This window comes from Streptomyces sp. NPDC101132, from assembly GCF_044759225.1.
Lineage (GTDB): Bacteria > Actinomycetota > Actinomycetes > Streptomycetales > Streptomycetaceae > Streptomyces.
In genome coordinates, this window is sequence record NZ_JBIVYX010000006.1 from 406,590 (window position 1) to 429,551 (window position 22,962).

General features: G+C 74.5%; 22 protein-coding genes. 8 read left to right on the forward strand and 14 right to left on the reverse strand.

Going from position 1 to position 22,962, the window contains the following annotated elements; translation table 11 throughout:
• Positions 1-66: 66 nt before the first annotated feature.
• The 3 genes from ACIQUR_RS17110 to pdhA are packed head-to-tail and all read right to left on the reverse strand — an operon-like array spanning position 67 to position 3,553.
• Positions 67-1,413: a dihydrolipoamide acetyltransferase family protein gene (locus ACIQUR_RS17110; protein WP_403664740.1), complete on the reverse strand. Its 1,347-nt coding sequence runs from the start codon at positions 1,411-1,413 to the stop codon at positions 67-69.
• The gene (locus ACIQUR_RS17115) at positions 1,413-2,426 is read right to left on the reverse strand and encodes an alpha-ketoacid dehydrogenase subunit beta (protein ID WP_403664742.1); all 1,014 of its coding nucleotides are present in this window, start codon (positions 2,424-2,426) and stop codon (positions 1,413-1,415) included. The genes ACIQUR_RS17110 and ACIQUR_RS17115 overlap by 1 nt, the downstream gene beginning before the upstream one ends.
• A complete protein-coding gene (gene pdhA, locus ACIQUR_RS17120) occupies positions 2,426-3,553 on the reverse strand; it encodes a pyruvate dehydrogenase (acetyl-transferring) E1 component subunit alpha (RefSeq protein ID WP_399943893.1) in 1,128 nt (375 codons plus the stop codon). The genes ACIQUR_RS17115 and pdhA overlap by 1 nt, the downstream gene beginning before the upstream one ends.
• 204 nt (positions 3,554-3,757) lie before the next feature.
• Between pdhA and ACIQUR_RS17125 the strand changes: the two genes are divergently transcribed.
• Positions 3,758-4,306, forward strand: coding sequence for an Lrp/AsnC family transcriptional regulator (locus tag ACIQUR_RS17125; RefSeq protein WP_403664744.1), 549 nt, complete (start codon positions 3,758-3,760; stop codon positions 4,304-4,306).
• Between the two features lie 26 nt (positions 4,307-4,332).
• Here ACIQUR_RS17125 and ACIQUR_RS17130 read toward each other — a convergent pair whose 3' ends face one another.
• From ACIQUR_RS17130 to ACIQUR_RS17150, 5 genes are all read right to left on the reverse strand, one after another.
• On the reverse strand, positions 4,333-4,995 hold the full coding sequence (locus ACIQUR_RS17130; RefSeq protein WP_403664746.1) for a GPP34 family phosphoprotein: 663 nt from the start codon (positions 4,993-4,995) through the stop codon (positions 4,333-4,335).
• 142 nt (positions 4,996-5,137) lie between these two features.
• Positions 5,138-5,881, reverse strand: coding sequence for a LuxR C-terminal-related transcriptional regulator (locus ACIQUR_RS17135; protein ID WP_403664748.1), 744 nt, complete (start codon positions 5,879-5,881; stop codon positions 5,138-5,140).
• Positions 5,878-7,062, reverse strand: coding sequence for an ATP-binding protein (locus tag ACIQUR_RS17140; RefSeq protein WP_403664750.1), 1,185 nt, complete (start codon positions 7,060-7,062; stop codon positions 5,878-5,880). Before ACIQUR_RS17140 ends, ACIQUR_RS17135 begins: the two co-directional genes overlap by 4 nt.
• 239 nt (positions 7,063-7,301) lie before the next feature.
• Positions 7,302-7,901, reverse strand: coding sequence for a TetR/AcrR family transcriptional regulator (locus ACIQUR_RS17145; RefSeq protein WP_403664752.1), 600 nt, complete (start codon positions 7,899-7,901; stop codon positions 7,302-7,304).
• The gene (locus tag ACIQUR_RS17150; protein WP_403664754.1) at positions 7,898-9,502 is read right to left on the reverse strand and encodes a 3-hydroxyacyl-CoA dehydrogenase; all 1,605 of its coding nucleotides are present in this window, start codon (positions 9,500-9,502) and stop codon (positions 7,898-7,900) included. The genes ACIQUR_RS17145 and ACIQUR_RS17150 overlap by 4 nt, the downstream gene beginning before the upstream one ends.
• 157 nt (positions 9,503-9,659) lie before the next feature.
• Here ACIQUR_RS17150 and paaN point away from each other — a divergent pair, with 157 nt between their 5' ends.
• The gene (gene paaN / locus ACIQUR_RS17155; RefSeq protein WP_403664756.1) at positions 9,660-11,342 is read left to right on the forward strand and encodes a phenylacetic acid degradation protein PaaN; all 1,683 of its coding nucleotides are present in this window, start codon (positions 9,660-9,662) and stop codon (positions 11,340-11,342) included.
• A gap of 4 nt (positions 11,343-11,346) precedes the next feature.
• On the opposite strand, the gene ACIQUR_RS17160 is transcribed toward paaN, so the two are convergent.
• The 3 genes from ACIQUR_RS17160 to ACIQUR_RS17170 all read right to left on the reverse strand — a co-directional run bounded on the left by ACIQUR_RS17160 (position 11,347) and on the right by ACIQUR_RS17170 (position 15,212).
• A complete protein-coding gene (locus ACIQUR_RS17160) occupies positions 11,347-12,099 on the reverse strand; it encodes a TrmH family RNA methyltransferase (protein ID WP_403664758.1) in 753 nt (250 codons plus the stop codon).
• Positions 12,100-12,936: 837 nt separating this feature from the next.
• Positions 12,937-14,250, reverse strand: coding sequence for an HTTM domain-containing protein (locus ACIQUR_RS17165; RefSeq protein ID WP_403664760.1), 1,314 nt, complete (start codon positions 14,248-14,250; stop codon positions 12,937-12,939).
• Complete coding sequence (locus tag ACIQUR_RS17170) at positions 14,247-15,212, reverse strand: DUF5819 family protein (RefSeq protein WP_403664762.1); 966 nt, start codon at positions 15,210-15,212, stop codon at positions 14,247-14,249. Before ACIQUR_RS17170 ends, ACIQUR_RS17165 begins: the two co-directional genes overlap by 4 nt.
• A 164-nt stretch (positions 15,213-15,376) precedes the next feature.
• Here ACIQUR_RS17170 and paaA point away from each other — a divergent pair, with 164 nt between their 5' ends.
• The 6 genes from paaA to ACIQUR_RS17200 all read left to right on the forward strand — a co-directional run bounded on the left by paaA (position 15,377) and on the right by ACIQUR_RS17200 (position 20,217).
• The gene (gene paaA, locus ACIQUR_RS17175; protein WP_403664764.1) at positions 15,377-16,387 is read left to right on the forward strand and encodes a 1,2-phenylacetyl-CoA epoxidase subunit PaaA; all 1,011 of its coding nucleotides are present in this window, start codon (positions 15,377-15,379) and stop codon (positions 16,385-16,387) included.
• The gene (gene paaB / locus ACIQUR_RS17180; RefSeq protein WP_365045891.1) at positions 16,384-16,668 is read left to right on the forward strand and encodes a 1,2-phenylacetyl-CoA epoxidase subunit PaaB; all 285 of its coding nucleotides are present in this window, start codon (positions 16,384-16,386) and stop codon (positions 16,666-16,668) included. Before paaA ends, paaB begins: the two co-directional genes overlap by 4 nt.
• Positions 16,665-17,402, forward strand: a complete 738-nt coding sequence (gene paaC, locus ACIQUR_RS17185; protein ID WP_403664767.1) for a 1,2-phenylacetyl-CoA epoxidase subunit PaaC — start codon at positions 16,665-16,667, stop codon at positions 17,400-17,402. Before paaB ends, paaC begins: the two co-directional genes overlap by 4 nt.
• Positions 17,399-17,893, forward strand: a complete 495-nt coding sequence (gene paaD, locus ACIQUR_RS17190) for a 1,2-phenylacetyl-CoA epoxidase subunit PaaD (RefSeq protein ID WP_403664769.1) — start codon at positions 17,399-17,401, stop codon at positions 17,891-17,893. Before paaC ends, paaD begins: the two co-directional genes overlap by 4 nt.
• Positions 17,894-18,979 carry a 2Fe-2S iron-sulfur cluster-binding protein gene (locus ACIQUR_RS17195; RefSeq protein WP_403664772.1) on the forward strand — a complete coding sequence of 362 codons (1,086 nt, stop codon included), beginning with the start codon at positions 17,894-17,896 and terminating at the stop codon, positions 18,977-18,979.
• A gap of 107 nt (positions 18,980-19,086) precedes the next feature.
• A complete protein-coding gene (locus ACIQUR_RS17200) occupies positions 19,087-20,217 on the forward strand; it encodes an acyl-CoA dehydrogenase family protein (protein ID WP_403664774.1) in 1,131 nt (376 codons plus the stop codon).
• A gap of 64 nt (positions 20,218-20,281) precedes the next feature.
• On the opposite strand, the gene ACIQUR_RS17205 is transcribed toward ACIQUR_RS17200, so the two are convergent.
• The 3 genes from ACIQUR_RS17205 to ACIQUR_RS17215 form a co-directional block, all read right to left on the reverse strand.
• Positions 20,282-20,623, reverse strand: coding sequence for a rhodanese-like domain-containing protein (locus tag ACIQUR_RS17205; protein ID WP_403664776.1), 342 nt, complete (start codon positions 20,621-20,623; stop codon positions 20,282-20,284).
• Between the two features lie 33 nt (positions 20,624-20,656).
• On the reverse strand, positions 20,657-21,454 hold the full coding sequence (locus ACIQUR_RS17210) for a hypothetical protein (protein ID WP_403664778.1): 798 nt from the start codon (positions 21,452-21,454) through the stop codon (positions 20,657-20,659).
• A gap of 111 nt (positions 21,455-21,565) precedes the next feature.
• Positions 21,566-22,957, reverse strand: coding sequence for a DUF2252 domain-containing protein (locus ACIQUR_RS17215; RefSeq protein ID WP_403664780.1), 1,392 nt, complete (start codon positions 22,955-22,957; stop codon positions 21,566-21,568).
• Positions 22,958-22,962 lie beyond the last annotated feature (5 nt).

Genomic DNA, 22,962 nt, shown 5'->3' on the forward strand with positions numbered 1-22,962 from the left:
CCGCGGGGTCACGGCGGCCCCGTACCGCGTCCCTGCGGCGGGAGCGGTACGGGGCAGGGCCGGGGACTACAGGGAGCGCAGCAGGACCGTCGGGGACTCCACGCAGTCGGCGACGTACCGCAGGAAGCCGCCCGCGGTGCCGCCGTCGCAGACCCGGTGGTCGAACGTCAGCGACAGCTGGACGACCTGACGGACGGCCAGCTCACCGCCGTGCACCCACGGCTTCGGCACGATCCGCCCCACCCCCAGCATCGCGGCCTCCGGGTGGTTGATGATCGGCGTGGAGCCGTCCACCCCGAACACCCCGTAGTTGTTCAGCGTGAAGGTGCCGCCCGTGAGGTCCGCCGGCGCCAGCTTCCCGCCGCGCGCCAGCTCCGTCAGGCGGGCGAACTCCGCCGACAGACCCTCGGCGGTCATCCGGTCCGCGCCCTTGACCACCGGGACCACCAGACCGCGCTCGGTCTGGGCGGCGAAGCCCAGGTGGACCGAGGGCAGCCGGACGATCTCGTTCGAGGCGAGGTCGACGGTGGAGTTGAGCTCCGGGAAGCGGGCCAGCGCGGCCGTGCAGATACGGGCCAGCAGGGCCAGTACGGAGATCTTCGGCCCGCCGGCGGCGTTCATCGCGGCCCGCGCGGCCATCAGCTCCGTGGCGTCCGCGTCCACCCAGCAGGTGGCGTCCGGGATCTCGCGGCGGCTGCGGGACAGCTTGTCCGCCACCGCACCGCGCAGTCCCTTGAGCGGGATGCGCTCCCCGGCCGCGGTCACCGGGGCCGGCGCGACGGCGGGAGCCGCCGGAGCCGGCGCGGCGGCCGCGCGCAGCGCCGCCTCCACGTCGGACCGCAGGATCAGGCCCTCGGGCCCGCTGCCGGCGAGGCCGCGCAGGTCGATGCCGTTGTCCTTGGCGAGCTTGCGGACCAGCGGGGAGATCACCGGTACGGGTCCGGCGGCGACCGCGACGGCAGCCGGAGCCGCCGGAGCCGCCGCAGCGGGAGCGGCCGGCACGGGAGCCGCAGCGGGAGCGGCCGGCACGGGAGCCGCGGCGGACCCCGCCGGCCGCACCCGGCGCCGCCGGGCCGGACGGGAGTGGTCCGTGCCGTAGCCGACCAGCACGTTCCCGGAGCCGGAGGCGGCCTCCGGCTCCGCGCCGGCGCCCTCCGGCAGCGTGGCCGTGCCCACGGCGACCGTCAGCAGCGGTGCCCCGACGGGGAGTTCGGTTCCCTCCTCGCCGAAGCGGGCGGTCACCACGCCCCCGTAGGGGCACGGCACCTCGACCATGGCCTTGGCCGTCTCGACCTCGACCACCGGCTGGTCGATGGCGACGACGTCGCCCACCTGCACCAGCCAGCGCACGATCTCGGCCTCGGTGAGCCCCTCACCGAGGTCCGGCAGCTTGAACTCCAGTACCTGAGGCATCAGTTCTCCCACTGGAGACGGGCCACGGCGTCCAGGATCCGGTCGACGCCCGGCAGGTGGTGCTTCTCCAGCATCGGCGGCGGGTACGGGATGTCGAAGCCCGCGACCCGCAGCACCGGGGCCTCCAGGTGGTGGAAGCAGCGCTCCGTGATGCGGGCGGCGATCTCGCCGCCGGGACCGCCGAAGCCGGTGGACTCGTGGACCACGACCGCGCGGCCGGTGCGGCGTACCGACGCGGCCACCGTCTCCTCGTCGAAGGGCACCAGCGAGCGGAGGTCGACGACCTCCAGGTCCCAGCCCTCCTCCTTGGCGGCCTCGGCCGCCTCCAGGCAGGCGGGCAGGGAGGGCCCGTACGTGATCAGCGTGGCGCTCGTGCCGCGGCGGCGGACCACCGCGCGCCCGATCGGCTCGACCGCGGCCGGGGCCTCCGGCGACCAGTCGGACTTGGACCAGTAGAGCCGCTTCGGCTCCAGGAAGATCACCGGGTCGTCGCTGGCGATCGACGCGCGCAGCAGGCCGTACGCGTCCTCGACGGTCGCCGGGGTCACCACGTGCAGGCCGGGCGTGGCCATGTAGTACGCCTCGGAGGAGTCGCAGTGGTGCTCCACGCCGCCGATGCCGCCGCCGTACGGCACGCGGATCGTGATCGGCAGCGGCATCGCGCCGCGCGTGCGGTTCCGCATCTTCGCGACGTGGCTGAAGAGCTGCTCGAAGGCGGGGTAGGCGAAGGCGTCGAACTGCATCTCCACCACGGGCCGCAGCCCGTACATCGCCATGCCCACGGCCGTGCCGAGGATGCCCGCCTCGGCGAGCGGGGTGTCCGTGACCCGGTCCTCGCCGAACTCCTTCGCCAGCCCGTCGGTGATCCGGAAGACGCCGCCGAGCGTGCCGACGTCCTCGCCCATGATGTGGACGGTCGGGTCGTCGGCCAGCGAGTCGCGCAGCGCGCGGGTGAGGGCCTGCGCCATCGTCGCGGGCTTGCGCCCGGTGGCGGGCTGGGTGGCGGTGGTCATCACTCGCCCTCCGCTTCCAGTTCGGCACGGAGCATGGCCGCCTGCTCGCGCAGCTGGCTCGTCTGCTCCGCGTAGACGTGCGTGAAGAGGTCCATCGGGTCCAGCACCGGGTCGGCGTTCATCCGCTCGCGCAGGGCGGCGGCCATCGTCTCGGCCTCGTCCTTCGCCGCGCGCCTGAGGTCCTCGTCGAGGATGCCCCGGGCGGTCAGCTCGCGCTCCAGGAGCAGGATCGGGTCGTGTCCGCGCCAGGCCTCGACCTCGGCGTCACCGCGGTAGCGGGTGGCGTCGTCGGCGTTGGTGTGCGCCTCCATCCGGTACGTGACCGCCTCGATCAGGGTCGGGCCGCCGCCGGCCCGCGCCTTGCGCACCGCCTCGGCCAGCACCTCGTGGACGGCGGCCACGTCGTTCCCGTCGACCAGCCGGCCCGGCATCCCGTACCCGACGGCCTTGTGGGCCAGGGAGGGGGCGGCCGTCTGCTTGGCGAGCGGGACGGAGATGGCGAAACCGTTGTTCTGGACCAGGAAGACCACCGGCGCCTGCCAGACGGCGGCGAAGTTCAGGGCCTCGTGGAAGTCGCCCTCGCTGGTGCCGCCGTCGCCGACCATCGCCAGCGCCACCACGTCGTCGCCCTTGAGGCGGGCGGCGTGGGCCAGGCCCACGGCGTGCGGCAGCTGGGTGGCGAGCGGGGTGCTCAGGGGGGCGATCCGGTGCTCGTGGGGGTCGTAACCCGTGTGCCAGTCGCCGCGCAGCAGCGTCAGCGCCTGGACGGGGTCCAGACCGCGCGCCACGGCCGCCAGGGTGTCGCGGTAGCTGGGGAACAGCCAGTCGCGCTCTTCCAGCACCATCGCCGCGGCGATCTCGCACGCCTCCTGGCCGACGGTGGAGGGGTACACGGCGAGCCGGCCCTGCTTGGTGAGGGCGGTGGCCTGGGCGTTGTAGCGCCGGCCGCGCACCAGCTCGGCGTAGGCCCGGCGCATCAGCTCCGGGTCGAGACGGTCCGCCGCCGGGGTGCCGAGCACGCGGTACGGCTCGGCGTCCGGCAGCAGCGGCGCCGCGTCGGTACGGGGCCTCCAGGCGGGCGGCGGGGTGGGGCGGTAGTCCGCACCGGGCAGCTCTTGCACCGTCATGGCGCGAGCACCTCCTCGTGGGAAGCGGGCTGGGTCCTTCCCGGCGGTGGCCGGGACGCGGGCAGCCCCGGGTGTGAGGTGCCTCACCTACCGATTGTTCGGTCGTGGGCGCATTTTGGCTACAGGCCGCATGAGGCTGTGGACAAAAGGACATCCAGACCCTGGGATGTACGCAGGACGTCCAGGACAGGGAGGCCGAAGGCGATGGCGGATGAACAAATGGCCGAGGCGGCGGCGGACGGACCCGACGCCCCCCTCGCCGTGCCGGGCCCCGCGGCCCCGGCTGCCGCGGCGCCGCCCCGCCCGCTGGACGCCATCGACCGTGCGATCCTCCAGATCCTCAAGACCGACGGCCGCGCCTCGATACGCTCCGTCGCCGAGCGCGTGCACGTGTCCCGCGCCAACGCGTACGCCCGGATCAACCGCCTGATCGACGACGGCGTGATCCGTGGGTTTTCGGCCAGGATCAACCACGAGCGGGCCGGCCACGGCGCCTCGGCGTACATCACCCTGCGGATCGTGCAGAACTCCTGGCGGACCGTCCGGGAGCAGCTGGAGGCGCTGCCGGGTGCCGCGCACATCGCACTGGTCAGCGGGGACTTCGACGTCCTGCTGCTGGTCCACACGCCGGACAACCGGACGCTGCGGGAGCTGGTGCTGACCCGGCTGCAGGCCATCCCGGAGGTGCTGTCGACGCGGACGCTGCTGGTCTTCGAGGAGACCGACCTCGACGCGTCGACGGAGGCGCCCTGAGCCGCTCCCCCTCCGGGGGAAACGGCCTAGCCGGCGGCGGTGACGACCGTGATCACGGTGACCGCCGCCATCGCGGCCTGCATGTCACGGAGGGCGGAGCGGACGCTCTCGGCTGCCCACTGCCCCGTGGCGACCTCCTCCATCCGCGACGCGATCGGCCGGGCGGGGCCCTCGGGGAAGGCGAGACGGTGCAGCTTGGCCGCATGGAGCAGCGCGATGAGTCCGGCGGTCCGGGTGTCCGGCTCGGCGCCGGCCAGCACCACGCCCCGCAGCCGGCCCCGCAGTTCTCGTTCCACCGCGCCGTCGGCCTCGGGGTAGCGACGGATCGGGAACATTCCGAGCGCCATGCGCCTCTCCTCCACCACCACACCGCGCGCGCACAGGCGTTCGAGGGTGGCGGACACGGCCTTGGCCTGGTCCTTCGTCAGCCAGTCCGTCACCCGGCGCCTGCCCCGGGCTCCCAGCCAGCTCGCGATCAGCGCCGTCCTGCCGTCGAGCAGCGGGTCCCCGGTCGGGGTCGCATCCACCAGTTCCAGGTGCTTGCCCCGGACCGCGACCCTGCCGGCCAGCACCAGTTCGAGCAGGATCCCACCCGCCACCGCCCAGCCTGCGGCCTGTCGCTGCTTCGCCGATCCGGACTCGTCGTCCAGGGAGAGCAGCATGATCTCCTCCGCCAGCGTGACCGCCATGGTCAGTACCCCCGTGCATCCACCTGATCACTGTCTTGCCTGGTCAGACGCCTCGCGCCCCCAGGAGGTTCCTGCGCGGCCCCAGCCGCCTGATGTCCGTCCCGAACCCTCCGGCCACCCGGCTCGATCCGCGGGACACGGCTCAGGGCGTGGCCGGGGGCCCCGGGGCCGGGGGCGGGGTGCACCAGCCGTCCTCGCGCACCCGCGCCGCGAGGTCGATCTTGGTGTAGGCGGGCCGCCCGGCCCGCTGGTACTTCTCCTTCACCTGGTCCAGGTAGTACTTGGCCGTGTTCGGGCTGATCCGGGCCCTGCGCGCGGTGGCCTTCAGGGTCAGCCCCGAGGCGTAGTCCAGCAGCACCTGGAGCTCCCGCGGGGCCAGCCGGGGGCGGTCGGGAGCGCTGTCGTGGGCCCAGGCGAAGGCCAGCTCCGGCGAGTGCGCCGTGCCGCCGGCGGCGACCGTGCCGACCGCCTCCGCCAGCACCTCCAGCGAGTGGTCCTTGGTGAGGTAGCCGTCGGCCCCGGCGGCCACCGTCGCGACGATCCGCGCCCGGTCGGCCACCGTGCTGATCACCAGCACCCGGCACCCCGCGGCGCGCAGCCGCCGGACGTTGTCCTCCGGCACCGAACCGTCCCGCAGCACCAGGTCGAGCAGGACCACCTCGGCCGCCGCCCCGCCGGCCGCCAGCAGGTCGTCCACGGTGGCCTCGGCGGCCAGCAGCCGCAGCAGCGGGGCCGCGGGGGCGGTACCCGGGCCGGCGTCGTCCGTACGGGCCGGTACGTCCGCCCGCCCCAGCCACGAGGCCAGCCCGTCCCGCAGCATCCGGTCGTCGTCCACCACCGCGACCCGGACGACCCGCCGCCCGCCCGCGGGGGCACCGGCGCTCACGCCGGCCACCGGAGCTCGACCCGGGTGCCCTCGTCCGGGGCGCTGTCCACCTCGGCCCGGCCCCCGATCCCGGCCAGCCGCTGGTGGACCGACCGGCGCAGCCCCGTACCGCCGCCCGGCGGCCGCCCGGGGTCGAAGCCGGCCCCCCGGTCCACCACCGTGACCACCGCGCCCCGGCCGGTCCCCGCGGCGGTCAGCCAGGCGCGGCCGGTGCCGGCGTGGCACAGGACGTTGTTCAGGGCCTCGGACACCGCCGCGGCCAGGGCCACCGCCACCGGCCGGGGCACCCCGGGCAGCGCGGCGTACTGGGCGGTGATCCGCAGCCCCAGGCACTCGGCGCCCCGTACCGCCTCCTCCAGCGCCGCGCCCAGCGGCACCTCGGCGAAGGGCTCCGTACGGCCGTGCTCCGCGCAGCCGGCGCCCGGGCAGCCGTCCCCCGCGCAGCCCGGCTCGTCCTCGCGCTGGATCAGCCGCCGCAGGTACGCCGCCTCCCGGCCGCACCGCTCGCGGACCTCCGGCGCGTTCGCGTCCACCCGGCCCGCGGCGATCGTGGTCAGGGTGGCCAGCACCGTGTCGTGCAGGGCGCGGTGGTGGGCCATCCGCTCCGCCTGCCGGGCGCGCCGGGCCTCGGCCCGTACCGCCTGCTCGGTGGCCCGGTCCAGCAGGGTGCCCTGCCGGGTCAGGTACCACCAGAAGACCCGCGCCATCACGGCCGAGGAGACCACCGAGCTGAGATGGCCGAAGAGCGCCCCGGTGGCCTGCCCCTGGGCCGCCACGAGCGGCGCGGCCAGCAGCACCGCGACCGCGCCGGCCACCGACCGCAGCCCCAGACCGGCGCCCGCGGCGGCAGCGGCGGACCCGCCGAGCAGCACCAGCCAGGGGTTGGCCAGCACCGCCCCCAGCCCGAGCGCGTACGAGGTCCCCACGGGCAGCACGAACCCGGTGACCAGCACGTCCGCCCACACCCACCCGGGCGCGAACCAGCCGCGCCGGTAGGCCGTCCCGTACAGCAGGGCACTGGTGGCGAGGGCGGTGCCGAGCAGGACCCAGCAGGCCGCACCGGCCACGGTGCCCCGCACCACGGCTCCCAGCGCGACGACGAGGTGGCTGAGCCGGTAGAGACCGGTCGCCAGCAGGACGAACCGCTGCGCGCGCTGGAGCCCCGAGCCGCCGACCCTCACCACAGCCTCCGCCGTGAACACACCCCCCAGAAAGGGCGGGTACCCGTGGGCCAGTGGATCTCGCTAGGTTCACAACCGTCAAGAACGTCCCCAGACAGACCTTTTCAGTCGTTTCCAGTCAACGGGGGACGTCGGGCCACCCGCAGTTCCAGGGGGTTCTGTGGGGTCACCGGCCGAAGGGTCTCGGGGGAGCCCCGTGCCCTCCCCTCCGGATCTCCCCCGATTCCGGAGGGAAGGGCCTAGCCGGTGGTGCGGAGGCCGTCGAAGGCGAGTCCTGCGACGGCCTCCGCGACGCGTTCCGCGTCCACGCCCGCGCTGGTCTCCGGGTGCGGGCGGTACCACTCGACCAGCGAGTTGACCATGCCGAAGAGCAGCCGGGTCGCGAGCCTGATGTCCACGTCGGCCCGCAGGTCGCCCTCGGCCTGGGCGGCCTTGAGCAGGTCGGCGACCTGGTGGTCGAACTCGCGGCGCCGCTCCAGCGCCCACCGCTCGGTCCGGGTGTTGCCCCGGACGCGCAGCAGCAGGGTCACGTACGGGAGCTCCGCGACCAGCACCTCGACGGTGCGGCGCGTGACGTACTCGACCCGCTCGATGGCCCGCCCGCGGGTGGCGCCGGGCTCGTCGAGGATGCCGAAGAGCCCGTCGAGCGCCCGGCTGACGGCCCGGCGCAGCAGCTCCTCCTTGCCCGCGACGTGGTGGTAGATCGAGGACTTGGAGATGCCGGCCGCCTTGGAGAGGTGCTCCATGGAGGTGCCGTCGTAGCCGCGCTCGTTGAAGACCCGCACCGCCACCGAGAGCAGCGTCTCGGGGGTGTACGTGTCCCTCCTGGCGGTGGTCACGGGGCGCTCACCCCGTCCGCGTCGTCGGGGGCCGCCGCCTCGGCCGCCGCGTCGCCGGGACCGGCGGCGTCCGCGGCCGCGTCCCCGGACCCGGCGGCGTCCTCGGGCCCGGCCGCGTACGACTTGCGGAACAGGGCGAGCGAGGGCGCGTACCGGCCGCCGGGACAGCGTCCGTCGAGGTTCTCCAGCAGCTCGTACGCCCAGTCCTGGCCCACCCGCTCGTGCCACTGCCCGGGGCCCAGCGGGTAGTTCACGCCGAGCCGCATGGCGGTGTCGATGTCCTCCTCGCTCGCCGCGCCCTTGGCCACGGCGTCGGCGGCCAGGTCGATCAGCATCGCGACGGTGCGGGCCACGATCATGCCCGGCACGTCGCCGATCACGCTGACCTGCTTGCCGAGCCGCTGGAAGAGGCCGACCGCCTCGGCCAGGGTCTCGGGGGAGGTGTCCTCGGAGGCCGCCAGGGCGATCCGGGTCGCGCCGCGGTAGTCGAGCGCGAGGTCGAAGTAGACGACGTCGGCGAACTCGACCGAGGTCTTGCCGTCGGTCAGGACCAGCTGGCCCTCGCCGGGCAGCTGGATGTACGGGCCGCCGGCCTCGACGGCCTCGACGGTGATCCCGGCCTCCTCGATGAGGTCGACCAGCCCGGCGGCCGGACCGAGGTCGCCCACGACGGTGACGTACTCCGGGGCCTCCTCGGGGCCCGCGGTGTGCGGGGCGGGGACGGCGGCGTCGCCTCCCTCGTACGCGAACCAGCCCTGTCCGGACTTGCGGCCGAGCCGGCCCGACTGGACCAGGCGGCGCTGCGCGAGGGAGGGCAGGAACTTGGGGCTGCGGAAGAAGGACTCCCAGACGGAGCGGGTGACCGCCTCGTTCACGTCCTGGCCGATCAGGTCGGTCAGCTCGAACGGGCCCATCCTGAAGCCGCCGCTCTCGCGGAGCACGGCGTCGATGGTGGCCGGGTCGGCGCCCTGCTCCTCGTACACCGCGAAGGCCTCGGCGTAGAAGGGGCGGGCGATCCGGTTGACGATGAAGCCGGGGGTGTCGGCACAGCGGACCGGGGTCTTCCCCCAGGCCAGGGCGGTGCCGAAGGCGCGCTCGGCGGCCTCGGGGTCGGTCGCGTACCCGCTGACCACCTCCACGAGCGGGAGGAGCGGGGCCGGGTTGAAGAAGTGGAGCCCGACCAGGCGGCCCGCGTGCTTGAGGGGGGCCGCGAGTTCGGTGACGGAGAGGGAGGAGGTGTTGGTGGCGAGCAGGCAGTCGGGGGCGACCACCGCCTCCAGGGCGGTGAAGAGCCGCTGCTTGGCCGCCACGTCCTCCAGGATCGCCTCGACGACCAGGGCGCAGTCGGCCAGCTCGGACAGCTCGCGCGCGGCGCCGATCCGGCCGGTCGCCGCGTCGGCGGCGGCCCGGTCCAGGCGGCCCTTGGCGACCAGCCGCTCGACGCGGCCGGTGACGGCCGTGACGGCGGCGTCGGCCCGCTCGGGCACGGCGTCGTGGAGCAGCACGGGGTGGCCCGCGAGGAGGGCGACCTGGGCGATGCCCTGGCCCATCGTGCCGGTGCCGACGACCGCCACCGTGCGGGACCGCTCGATTCCTGTCATGACCCCGATCCTCCCGCATGCGTTGTCCACAACCCGACCCCGGGCCCTCTTGTCCCGACCGATCGTTCGGTTACTCTACTTCCAGTCTGCTCTTCTCCACCCGCCTCTGCGCGATCTCCACCCGATCCAGCCCGGCTCAACGAGGAGTTGGTCCCTGATGTCCGCCGCGCTCTCCGTCTCCACGCTCTCCGAGAAGCACCGGCCCACCCTCGACCAGGCGCTGGAGGCCATCCGCAGCCGCGCGTACTGGTCCCCGCACCCCGAGCACCCCAAGGCGTACGGCGAGACCGCGCCGGCCGACGGCCAGGCCGCCTTCGAGGCCCTCCGCGGCACCCGCTTCGACCTGGGGCAGCCCGGCACCGACGACTGGACGGGCAGCGAGGTCTCCCCGTACGGCATCGAGCTGGGCGTCGAGTACCCGCACGTCGACCCGGACGTGCTGCTGCCCGCCATGAAGGCGGGGATGGCCGCCTGGCGCGACGCCGGCCCCGAGGCCCGTGCGCTGGTCTGCATCGAGATCCTGGCGCGCATCGGCGCCCGCACCCACGAGTTCGCGCACGCGGTGATGCACACCAGCGGGCAGGCGTTCATGATGGCGTTCCAGGCGGGCGGCCCGCACGCGCAGGACCGCGGCCTGGAGGCCGTGGCGTACGCGTACGCGGAGCAGGTCCGGGTGCCCGGCCAGGCCGACTGGTCCAAGCCCCAGGGCAAGCGCGACCCGCTGAAGCTGGACAAGCGCTTCGTCGCCGCCCCGCGCGGCATCGCGCTGATGATCGGCTGCAACACCTTCCCGACGTGGAACGGCTACCCCGGCCTGTTCGCCTCCCTGGCCACCGGCAACCCGGTGCTGGTCAAGCCGCACCCGCGCGCCGTGCTGCCGCTCGCGCTCACGGTGCAGGTGGCCCGCGAAGTCCTGGCCGAGGCCGGCTTCGACCCGAACCTGGTGGCGCTGGCCGTCGAGCGTCCGGGCGAGGGCATCGCCAAGGACCTCGCGACCCGCCCCGAGATCAAGATCATCGACTACACGGGCTCGACCTCCTTCGGCGACTGGCTGGAGGCCAACGCCCGCCAGGCGCAGGTCTACACGGAGAAGGCCGGCGTCAACACCGTCGTCATCGACTCGACCGACGACTACAAGGGCATGCTGTCCAACCTGGCCTTCTCGCTGTCCCTGTACAGCGGCCAGATGTGCACCACCCCGCAGAACCTCCTGATCCCGCGCGAGGGCATCGCCACCGACGCGGGCCACAAGTCGTACGACGAGGTCGTCACCGACCTCGCCGGCGCGGTGAGCGGCCTGCTGGGCGACGACGCCCGGGCCAACGCCCTGCTGGGCGCCCTGGTCAACCCGGACGTGAAGGCCCGCCTGGAGGCGGCGGCCGGGCTCGGCGAGGTCGCGCTGGCCTCCCGCGAGGTGGCCAACCCCGAGTTCCCGGACGCGGTGGTCCGTACGCCGGTCATGGTCAAGCTCGACGCGGCCAAGCCGGACGACTCCGCCGCGTACATGTCCGAGTGCTTCGGCCCGGTCTCCTTCGCGGTGGCCGTCGACTCCACGGCGGACGCGCTGGAGCTGCTGCGGCGCACGGTCCGCGAGCAGGGCGCGATGACGGTCGGCGCGTACACCACCGACGAGGCCACCGAGCGCGCCCTCGAAGAGGTCTGCCTGGACGAGTCCGCGCAGCTCTCGCTGAACCTCACCGGCGGGGTGTACGTCAACCAGACGGCCGCGTTCTCCGACTTCCACGGCTCGGGCGGCAACCCGGCGGCCAACGCCGCGCTGTGCGACGGCGCCTTCGTCGCCAACCGCTTCCGCGTGGTGGAGGTCCGCCGCCAGGCCTAGGCCTTCACGGCCGTTCCACCGGGGCCGGCCCGCCCCAGTGGAACAGGGCCATGGCCACGCTGGTGGCCAGGTTGTAGCTGGAGACCTGCGGGCGCATCGGCAGGGACACCAGGTGGTCGGCACGCTCGCGCAGCTCGGGCGAGATGCCGTGCCGCTCGGAGCCGAAGGCCAGCAGGGCGTTGTCCGGGAGGGTGAGGGCGCGGATGTCCTCGCCCTCCGGGTCCAGCGCGTAGAGGGGGCCGGGCGGCAGCGTGCCGACCGTCAGCCGCTCCACGGCGGTGGCGTAGTGCAGGCCGGCCCCGGCCCGTACGACGTTCGGGTGCCACGGGTCCAGGTCCCCGGTGGTCACCACGCCGGTGGCCCCGAAGCCGGCGGCCAGCCGGACGACGGCGCCCACGTTGCCGAGGTTGCGCGGGTTGTCGAGCACGACGACCGGCGCGGGCCGCGCGGAGTCGGCGAGGGCGGCCAGGTGGGCCTCCCGGGCGGGACGCACGGCGAGGGCGGCCACGCCCGTGGGGTGCACCCGCAGCAGCAGCTCGTGCAGCACCTGGGTGGGCACCTCGCGCAGCAGCCGGTCGAGGTCCGGCACGACGTCGGGCGCCAGCCCCTGGGCCAGCCGCAGCACCGCGGCCTTGTCGTCACTGAGCGCGATCCGCACGTCGGCGCCGAACCGCAGCGCGTGCTTGACCGCGTGGAACCCGTCGAGCAGCACCCCGCCGTCCGCGGCCCCCCGCCACTCGACCACGGCCTCAGCCACCGGCGCCCCGTCCCCCACGTGCACCCCGGCCCCTTCCCCCGGGCGCGCTCCGGCCCCATCCCCCGGGCGCGCTCCGGCCCCGCCACTCCGGCGCTCCCCGGCCCCATCGCCCGGGCGCGCTCCGGTCCCGTCCCCCGCACGGTCCCCGGTGCCGTCCCGGTGGTCCTCGTCGCCGACCGGGGCGTCCTGCCCTCCCGGGCCCGGCACCCCGGCGCCGTCCGGCCGTACCGCCCCGCTGCGCTCGCTCATACACCCACCCTATGCAGCGCGGGCCCCAGGCCCGGCGCCGCACGCCCCGCCTCCCCCCACCGCCCCCGAACGCAGTACCGCGGGCCGCTGCGCGGGCACCCCCACCCCGCCCTTCTCCCGTTCACCGGGACCAGCCCCGGCCCCCGCGCCTCAAACGCCGGCGAGGCTGGTTTCCGCGGCCCGAACTTCATCCCCCACCGGCACCTCCCAGGCCACAGGCATCGACCACCCCCAGCACCTCGCACGCCGCACACCGCACCGCACCGCACCGCACCGCACCGGCACATCCCACGCCCCAGGCACAGCCCGCACATCCCAGCCCCTCCGGCGTTTGAGGAGCTGGGGGTCCCCCCAGCGGTAGCTGGGGGAGGGTACGGGGGCGGAGCCCCCGCAAGGGGTCCGGGCGGAGCCCTGGGGGCACCTCCCAGCGGTAGCTGGGGGAGGAACGGTGGAAGGGCGGGTAGGGGACCTGGCCCCGCAGGGCAACGCACCCCACCCGGCACGGCACCGGCACGGACCCGGCACGGAGGCACCCCGGCAACGATCCCGGAGCGGGAGCGGAACCGGCACCGGAAACCCCGGAGCGGCTCAGCGCACCGCCCCCGGCGCAGGGGCAGCCTCCCCACCCCCCACCTGCCCCGGCACGCCCCCGGCACCGCCAGCCCCCGGCACGGGAGCCGGCACGGCACCCGCCACAGGACCGGGCACGGAGCCCGGCACAGGACCCGGCACCGCACCCGGCACGGGACCCGGCACCGCAGCCGCCGCCCCGACCCCCCGCCCCCACAGCCGGCCGCCCAGGCCACCCACCCACACCAGAAGAGCCGTCGGCAGGAACACCGCATCGGCGGCGATCATCGCCAGCGAGAAGAACGGCAGGCCCAGCACCACCGCGATCCCCGCGTGCTCCAGCATCATCACCGCCAGCAGCACGTTCTTCACCCGGCGGTTGAACAGCGTGAACGGGAACGCGACCTGCACCGCCACCGTCCCGTAGGACAGCAGCAGCACGACCACCCCGCTCGCCCCCAGCAGCTCCGACAGCCCGGGCCACGGCGAGAAGTAGTCCAGGTTCAGCGGGTAGTACAGGGCGGTCCCGTCCTGCCACCGCGAGCCCTGGATCTTGTACCAGCCGGCGGTCGCGTAGATCAGGCACACCTCGGCCATGATCACCAGCATCCCGGCGTTGTGGATGACGTTCGCCACCACGTCCAGCAGCGCCCGCCCCTCCCCCCGCGGGTCGTACCGCTCGGCGAGCCACCACACGCCCTGCGCCGTCCACAGCACGGCGAACACGCCGAGCCAGCCGAAGCCCAGCTTCCCGGTCCCACCGGCGGCCACCAGCACGGCCCCCAGCAGCACCCACAGAACCGGCCCCGCACCAGCACCAGCACCACCGGAGCCCGCACCACCCGCCCGCCCCCGCCGCGTGTCCAGCGACCACACCTGCGCGCACCGCGTCAGCACCAGGTAGATCGCCATCAGGTGGATGACGTTGTCACCGCCGTCGCCCATGAACACGCTGCGGTTCTGCAGGGACAGCACCCCGACCAGGAACAGCGCCGACGCCGCCCGGGTGTGCCACCCCAGCAGCAGCATCACGGAGGCGGCCACGGCGAGCGCGTACACGGTCTCGAACCACACCGCCCCGTCCGACCACAGCAGCACGGTGAAGGCGTCGTTGCCCGCCACCAGACGCTCCGCGAGGTCGAAGCTCCAGGGCCCCTCGGGCCCGTACAGCTCGCGCCGGTTCGGGAACTCCCGCAGCAGGAAGAGCAGCCAGGTCGCGGAGAAGCCGATCCGGATGACCGCGCTCTGGTACGGGCCCAGGGCGCGTGCGGTGACCTTCCCGAGGGCCCGGGCGGCGGCAGCGGTCAGGCGGTCGGCGGCAGGGGCGCTCACGGTGCGGTCTCCTCGCGCTGGGCTCCGGCCGCGGTGGCGGGGAGGTCGGCCGCGGTCACGTTCCACCAGGGCAGTTCCCGGTAGTAGACCTGGGTGTCGGTCTTCTCGTCGCTGTACGGGGGCGCGGCGACCGCCCGCGTCGCGGAGCGCAGCTGGACCCGCTCGACGACGCCGGCCGGCCGGCGCTCGTGCAGCCGCTGCATGGCGATCCGGCGCAGGTAGGCCTCGGCGAGGCGGCCGCGCTCGCCGTTGGCGCGGTTCTGGTCGTCGTGCGAGCCGGTGAAGAAGTCCCAGGCCCGCCGCAGTTCGTTCTGGTGGACGTGGCTGGGCAGGGGGTTGTGGCGTATCTCCGCGCCGTCCTCGGCGGACAGGTCGCGCCAGCCCGTGGTGACCCGCTCGCCGCTCGGGGTGCGCAGCTCGGCGCGGACCTGGACGGCGATGTTCTGCTGGAGGGGGTTGGGTGCGAACAGCTTCCAGTTCTGCTCGAACTCGGGGTAGATCCACTCGTCGACGGTCCCCGCGTGCTTCCTGCTGACCGTGTTGGTCGGTGCGACGTGCAGGAAGACCATCGCCAGGTGCCAGCCGGCGGTCACCACGACCGCGCCCAGGGCCAGCGCGGCCAGCGCCCGGTACGGCAGGGACAGCCCGGCGATCCCGGGCGCGCGTACGGCCCCGGGCCCCGGCACGGCGTCCGGCCCGCCCGGCACGCCACCCGCAGCCGCAGCGGCGTCACCCGGCGCGTCAGCGACAGCCGCACCGGCGTCACCCCGCACGTCACCGGCAGCCCCGTCGGCCTCACCCGGCTCAGGACCCCCGTCCGGCACCTCGGCCCCCGGTGCCTCCGCCCCCGGAGCCCCGGCGGCCGTCACGGCGGCCGGTACGGCGGCCGGTACGGCGGCCGTCACGGCGGGACCGGACTCCCCCGCCGGGGCACCGCGGTCCCCGCCCTCGTTCGCATCCATCCCGCCCCGCTCCTCGGCCGTCCACAGGGGTCAGCGACACCGGTGCGCGGCAGTCCGCGGCAGCGACGTCGTCCACAGAGGTTGACACCCTACGGGCCGCCGTCTCACCATTGAAGAGGATGAACCGAACGATCGGTCGGTCGGGACCCGGACAGGGGGCCAGCATGGTGGCAGTGACGCAGGACGCGGCGGCGGGACAGGTGCCCGACCCGGCGCTGGTCGCCGCGTTCGAGGCGGCCGTGGCGGCCGACGAGCGCGTCGAGCCCCGCGACTGGATGCCGGACGAGTACCGCGCCTCGCTGGTCCGCCAGATGGCCCAGCACGCGCACTCGGAGATCATCGGCATGCAGCCGGAGGCGAACTGGATCACCCGCGCGCCCTCGCTGCGCCGCAAGGCGATCCTGATGGCCAAGGTGCAGGACGAGGCGGGCCACGGGCTGTACCTCTACAGCGCGGCGGAGACCCTCGGCACCAGCCGCGACGAGCTGCTCGACAAGCTCCACGCCGGCAAGCAGAAGTACTCCTCGATCTTCAACTACCCCACCCTCACCTGGGCCGACGTCGGCGCGATCGGCTGGCTGGTGGACGGCGCCGCGATCACCAACCAGGTCCCGATCTGCCGCTGCTCCTACGGCCCGTACGCCCGCGCGATGGTCCGGATCTGCAAGGAGGAGTCCTTCCACCAGCGGCAGGGCTTCGAGCTGCTGCTCGCGCTGTCGAAGGGCACCCCGGAACAGCACGCGATGGCCCAGGACGCGGTGGACCGCTGGTGGTGGCCGTCGCTGATGATGTTCGGCCCGCCGGACGACGAGTCGGTGCACAGCGCCCAGGCCATGGCCTGGAAGATCAAGCGCCACTCGAACGACGAGCTGCGCCAGCGCTTCGTCGACATCGCCGTCCCGCAGGCCGAGGCGCTGGGGCTGACGCTCCCGGACCCGGACCTGAAGTGGAACGAGGAGCGCGGGCACCACGACTTCGGCGCCATCGACTGGGCCGAGTTCTGGAACGTCCTCAAGGGCAACGGCCCGTGCAACGAACAGCGCATCACCCAGCGCCGCAGGGCGCACGAGGAAGGTGCCTGGGTGCGCGAGGCCGCCGCGGCCTACGCCGCCAAGCACACGCACGACACCACCGGCACGCACACGCACGACCAGCAGCAGGAGGCACGGGCATGACGCAGAACTGGCCGCTGTGGGAGGTGTTCGTGCGCTCGCGCCGCGGGCTCTCGCACACCCACGCCGGGAGCCTGCACGCCCCGGACGCCGAGATGGCGCTGCGGAACGCCCGCGACCTGTACACGCGGCGCAACGAGGGCGTCTCCATCTGGGTGGTGCCGTCCGCGGCCGTCACCGCGTCCTCGCCGGACGAGCGGGACCCGTTCTTCGCGCCGTCCGCCGACAAGCCGTACCGCCACCCGACGTTCTACGAGGTCCCGGACGGGGTGAAGAACCTGTGACCGGCACCCCCGGGACCGGCACCGCCGTCCCCACGACCGCCGCCCTCGCCCTCGGCGACGACGCCCTCGTCCTGGCCCAGCGGCTGGGCGAGTGGGCCGGCCACGCCCCGGTCCTGGAGGAGGAGGTGGCCCTGGCGAACATCGCGCTCGACCTGCTCGGCCAGGCCCGCGTGCTGCTCTCCATGGCCGGTGACGAGGACGAGCTGGCGTACCTGCGCGAGGAGCGGGAGTTCACCAACCTCCAGCTCGTCGAGCAGCCCAACGGCGACTTCGCCCACACCATCGCCCGCCAGCTGTACTTCTCCACGTACCAGCACCTGCTGTACGCGGCGCTGGCGGCCGGGGACGGCGCGTTCGCCCCGCTCGCGGCCAAGGCCGTGAAGGAGACCGAGTACCACCGCGACCACGCCACCCAGTGGACGCTGCGGCTGGGCGACGGCACCGACGAGAGCCGGGCCCGGATCCGCACGGCCCTGGACGCCCTGTGGCGGTTCACGGGCGAGATGTTCCAGCCGGTCGACGGCCTCGACGTGGACTGGGCGGCCCTGGAGGCCGCCTGGCTCGCCGCGGTCGGCGCGGTGCTGGAGCGGGCCACGCTCGAACTGCCCGAGGGGCCGCGCACGGGCGCGTGGACGGCCGGCGCGGGCCGCCAGGGCCTGCACACCGAGCCGTTCGGCCGGATGCTCGCCGAGATGCAGCACCTGCACCGCAGCCACCCGGGGGCGACGTGGTGACCACGCCCACCCGCCTGGAGGAGGAGCTGGCCGCGCTGGCCGGCTCCGTCCCCGACCCCGAACTGCCCGTCCTCACGCTCGCCGAGCTGGGCGTGCTGCGCGGCGTGCGGGTGCTGGAGAGCGGCGCGGCGGAGGTCGACCTCACCCCCACGTACACCGGCTGCCCGGCCGTCGAGGCCATGTCGGCCGACATCGAGCGGGTGCTGCGGGACCACGGCATCCCCGAGGTCTCGGTGCGCACGGTGCTGGCTCCGGCCTGGTCCACGGACGACATCAGCGCCGAAGGCCGCCGCAAGCTCGCCGAGTTCGGCATCGCCCCGCCCCGGCCGCACTCGGCCGAGGGTCCGGTCCCGCTGACCCTGTCGGTGCGCTGCCCGCACTGCGGCTCCACGGACACCGAGCTGCTGAGCCGCTTCTCGTCCACCGCGTGCAAGGCCCTGCGGCGCTGCGTCTCGTGCCGCGAACCGTTCGACCACTTCAAGGAGCTGTAGATGGCCGCATCCCGCCACGGCGCGTTCCACCCGCTGAAGGTGGCGGCGGTCGAGCGGCTCACCGACGACTCGGTGGCGCTGACGCTGGAGGTGCCGGAGGAGCTGCGCGAGCAGTACCGCCACGCGCCCGGCCAGCACCTGACGATGCGCCGGACCGCGCAGGACGGCACCGAGGTGCGCCGTACGTACTCGATCTGCTCGCCCGCGCCCCGGGGCGAGGGCCCGGCACGGCTGACGGTCGGCGTGCGCCTGGTGGAGGGCGGCGAGTTCTCCACGTACGCGCACAAGGAGATCGCCGCGGGCGACGTGCTGGACGTGATGACCCCGGCCGGCCGCTTCGTCCTGGAGCCGGCCGCCGGGCACTACGCCGCGGTGGTCGGCGGCAGCGGGATCACCCCGGTCCTGTCGATCGCGGCCACGCTGCTGGCGGAGCGGGCGGACGCCCGGTTCTGCCTGGTGCGCAGCGACCGCACGGCGGCGTCGACGATGTTCCTGGACGAGGTGGCGGACCTCAAGGACCGCTACCCCGACCGCTTCCAGCTGGTGACGGTCCTCTCGCGCGAGGAACACGAGGCGGGCCTGGGCTCCGGGCGCCTCGACCAGGAGCGGCTGACCGGGCTGCTGCCCGCGCTGCTGCCGGTGGACGAGGTGGCGGGCTGGTTCCTGTGCGGGCCCTTCGGGCTGGTGCAGGGCGCCGAGCGGGCGCTCCGCGCGCTCGGGGTGGACCGGTCCCGGATCCACGAGGAGATCTTCCACGTCGCGGACGCGGAGGGCCCGAAGCCGCCGGTGGCCCGGACGGGCGCGCCCTCGCACAGCCGGGTGACGGCGAAGCTGGACGGCCGCTCCGGCACCTGGCCGGTCCAGGAGGGCGAGACGCTGCTGGACGCGGTGCTGCGCAACCGCGCGGACGCGCCGTACGCGTGCAAGGGCGGCGTGTGCGGCACCTGCCGGGCCTTCGTGGTGAAGGGCGAGGTGCGGATGGACCGCAACTTCGCACTGGAGGAGGAGGAGACGGAGGCGGGCTTCGTCCTCGCCTGCCAGTCCCACCCGGCCACCGACGAGGTGGAGCTCGACTTCGACCGCTGACGCGGCCGCTCCGGGCACTCGCCGGGCTGTGCTTTTCCAGGAACGTGTTCTATCTTGACGCACCGTCAGATGGAGCACGTTCCGGTGTGCGCGCGGGAGGACTGGCAGTGGACTTCACCTTCACCGAGGAGCAGCAGGCCGCCGTCGAGGCGGCCCGGGCCGTCTTCGCCGACGTCGCGCCCGACAGTGTGCCGAGCCCCGCGCTCTCACCGGGCGCGGTGGCCGACGACTTCGACCGGGTGCTGTGGGCCAGGCTGGCGCAGTCGGACCTGCTCGGCCTGGTGCTGGCGCCAGAACACGGCGGGGCCGGACTCGACGCCATCGCGCTCTGCCTGGTGCTGCGCGAGTCCGCGAAGGTGCTCGCGCGGGTGCCGCTGCTGGAGCACTGCGCGACCGCCATGGTGCTCGGGGAGCACGGCGGTCCCGAGCTGACCGGACTGCTGCCCCGGGCCGGCAGCGGGGAGCTGGTGCTCACCGTGGCCGCGAACGGCCGGACCGGCCACGACCCCGCCGAACTGGCCGTCACCGCCCGCCGCGACGGCGCCGACTGGCTGCTGGACGGCGTCCAGACCGCGGTGCCCTGGGCGCACGGCGCCGACTTCATCGCCGTCCCCGCGCACTCCGGCGAGGGGGACCCCCTGATCGCACTGGTCCCCCGGGTCACCGAGGGCCTGTCCCTGGCCGACCAGTTCTCCACCAGCGGCGAGCGCATGGCGGAACTGACCCTCGACGGCGTACGGGTCCCCGCCACGCACCTCGTCGAGACGCCCGGCGCCTGGGACCGGCTGCGCCACCTGCTGGCCACCGGCACCTGCGCGCTCGCCCTGGGCCTCGGCGAGGGCGTGCTGGGCATGACCAGCGCCTACACCAGCAAGCGGGAGCAGTTCGGGCACCCGGTGGCGACCTTCCAGGCCGTCGCCGTCCAGGCCGCCGACCGCTACATCGACCTGCGCGCCATGGAGGTCACCCTCTGGCAGGCCGCCTGGCGGCTGGACAGCGGCTCGGGCGGCCCGCTGCCCACGGCCGGCGACGTCGCGGTGGCCAAGATCTGGGCCTCGGAGGGCGTACGCCGCGTCGTCCAGACCGCCCAGCACCTGCACGGCGGCTTCGGCGCCGACACCGACTACCCGCTCCACCGCTACCACGCCTGGGCCAAGCAGCTGGAACTCTCCCTCGGCCCGGCGGCGGCCCACGAGGAGGCACTGGGCGACCTGCTGGCCGCCCACCCCCTCGGCTGAGCCGCCGGGGCCTCAGGCCCTCACGACGTCACGACGTCACGACGGCGACGGCACGACCGGGTCGTCAGAGGACGAACGCGGGGGCGCCGGTGTCCGTGGTCATGGGACGGCCGGCGCCGTCCCAGGCGAGCATGCCGCCGTCAACGTTCACCGCGTCGATCTCGTGCTGGAGCAGGTACTGGGTGACCTGCGCCGAGCGGCCGCCGACACGGCACATCACGTGGACCCGGCGGCCGTCCTCGACGGCCTCGGTCAGCTCGCCGAAGCGCGCGACGAAGCCGCTCATCGGGATGTGCAGCGCGCCCTCCACGTGGCCGGCCGCCCACTCGTCGTCCTCACGGACGTCCAGGACGAAGCCTCCGGCGGGCACCTCGGCGGCAGCCACCGAGGGGAGACCGAAATTCATAGCGCCTTCTCTCGTTGCGGGTCTTCCCCGAACCTAACCGACGAGACCGGCCAGCTCGGACTCGCGCTCCGCGACCTGGGCCAGCAACTGCTCGGCGATCTCCTCCAGCAGCCGGTCCGGGTCGTCCGGCGCCATCCGCAGCATGGCTCCGATGGCGCTCTCCTCCAGCTCCGCGGCCACGGCCGTGAGCAGCTCCTTGCGCTGCGCCAGCCACTCCAGCCGCGCGTACAGCTCCTCGGCCTCGGTCGGCCGGGCGCCCTCGGGCTCCGGGCCGGCCGCCCACTCCTCGGCGAGCTCCCGCAGCAGCGCCGCGTCGCCGCGCCCGTAGGCCGCGTTGACCCGGGCGATGAACGCGTCCCTGCGCGCCCGCTCCGACTCGTCCTGCGCCAGGTCCGGATGGGCCTGCCGGACCAGCTCGCGGTAGAGCTTGCGGACCTCCTCGGTGGGCCGCACGCGCTCCGGCGGCCGCACCGGCCGCTCCGTGAGCATGGCACCGGCGTCGTCGTCGATGCCGTCCGAGCCCAGCCAGTCGTGGAACAGCTCCTCCACGCCCGGCATCGGCATCACCAGGGCCCGTGCCTCCTGCGCCCGGCGCAGGTCCTCGGGGTCCCCGGTGCGCGCCGCCCGGGCCTCCGCGATCAGCGCGTCGAGTTCGTCGAGCCGCGTGTACATCGGGCCGAGCTTCTGGTGGTGCAGCCGGGAGAAGTTCTCGACCTCCACCCGGAACGTCTCCACCGCGATCTCGAACTCGATCAGCGCCTGCTCGGCGGCGCGCACGGCCCGCTCCAGCCGCGCCTCGGGCCGCTCGTCTTCCGGAATCTCCTGGCTCACCCGCTCAGCCTATGCCCCGCCGGACGCGGCAGGGGCGGCGAGGATCACACCGTCCCGATCCGGAGGCCCTGGTCCCGGGCCCGCGGAGCCCGCGCCCCCGGGCCGGCCGGCTCACACCCCCTCCTCGGCCGCGATCCGGCCCGCCCGCACCGCGGCGACCAGATCGGCGTGGTCCGCCTCGGTGCGGTCCGCGTAGGCCACCGAGAAGGCGCCGACCGCCTCGTCCAGCTCGTCGTTCTTCCCGCAGTACCCGGCGATCAGCCGCGGGTCCGCGCTGTGCGCGTGCGCCCGCGCCAGCAGTGCCCCGGTCATCCGCCCGTAGTCGTCGAGCTGGTCGGGCGTGAGCGCGGCCGGGTCGACGCTGCCCTTGCGGTTGCGGAACTGGCGGACCTGGAACGGCCGGCCCTCGACCGTGGTCCAGCCGAGCAGGATGTCGCTCACCACCTGCATCCGCTTCTGCCCGGACACCACCCGGCGCCCCTCGTGCTCCTCCTGCGGCACCGGGAAGCCGACCGCCCGCAGGTGCGGTATCAGCACCGAGGGCCTGGCCTCCTTGACCTGGAGCACCAGCGGCTCCCCGCGGTGGTCCAGCAGCAGCACCACGTACGACCGCGTGCCCACGCTGCCGGTGCCCACCACCCGGAAGGCCACGTCGTGGATGGCGTACCGGGCCAGCAGCGGCAGCCGGTCCCCCTGGAGCGTCGTCAGGTACTCGCCCAGCGCCGCGGCCACCGCGGCCGCCTCCGCGTCCCCCACCCGCCGCAGCACCGGCAGGGCGTCCACGAAGCGGCGCCCGCCGTCGGGCGTCGGCTCGGTGGCCTTCGCCGCGAACCGGGCACTGGTGTTGTTCCTGGCCTTCTCCGAGACCCGCTCCAGCGTGCCCAGCAGGTCCCGGGCGTCGGTGTGCGAGACCAGCTCCTCGTCGGCGATCGCGTTCCACGCGTCCAGCACCGGGAGCTTCGCCAGCAGCCGCATCGTGCGGCGGTACGCGCCCACCGCGTCCCGCGCCGCCGCGAGGCACACGTCCTCCCCGGCGCCGGACACCCGCCCGGCCAGCACCAGCGAGGTGGCGAGCCGCTTCAGGTCCCACTCCCAGGGGCCGAACACCGTCTCGTCGAAGTCGTTGAGGTCGATCACCAGCCGCCCGCGGGCGTCGCCGTACAGGCCGAAGTTGGCCGCGTGCGCGTCACCGCAGATCTGCGTCCCGATCCCGGTGACCGGCGAGCCCTCCAGGTCGTGGGCCATCAGCCCGGCGGCGCCCCGCAGGAAGGCGAAGGGAGAGGCCGCCATCCGCCCCACCCGTATCGGCGTCAGCTCGGGCACCCGGCCCTGGTTGGACTCCTCCACGGCCCGCACCGCGTCCGGCCGGCCCTCGACCGGCACCAGCCGTGCGTGCGCCGACCGCGGCACCCGCACGCGCAGCGCCTTGCCCTCGTCCCGCGGCGACTCCTGCGCCTCCCGCGGACGGAACCCCGCCACCACCGGAATCCGCTGATCCGTCATCGCTG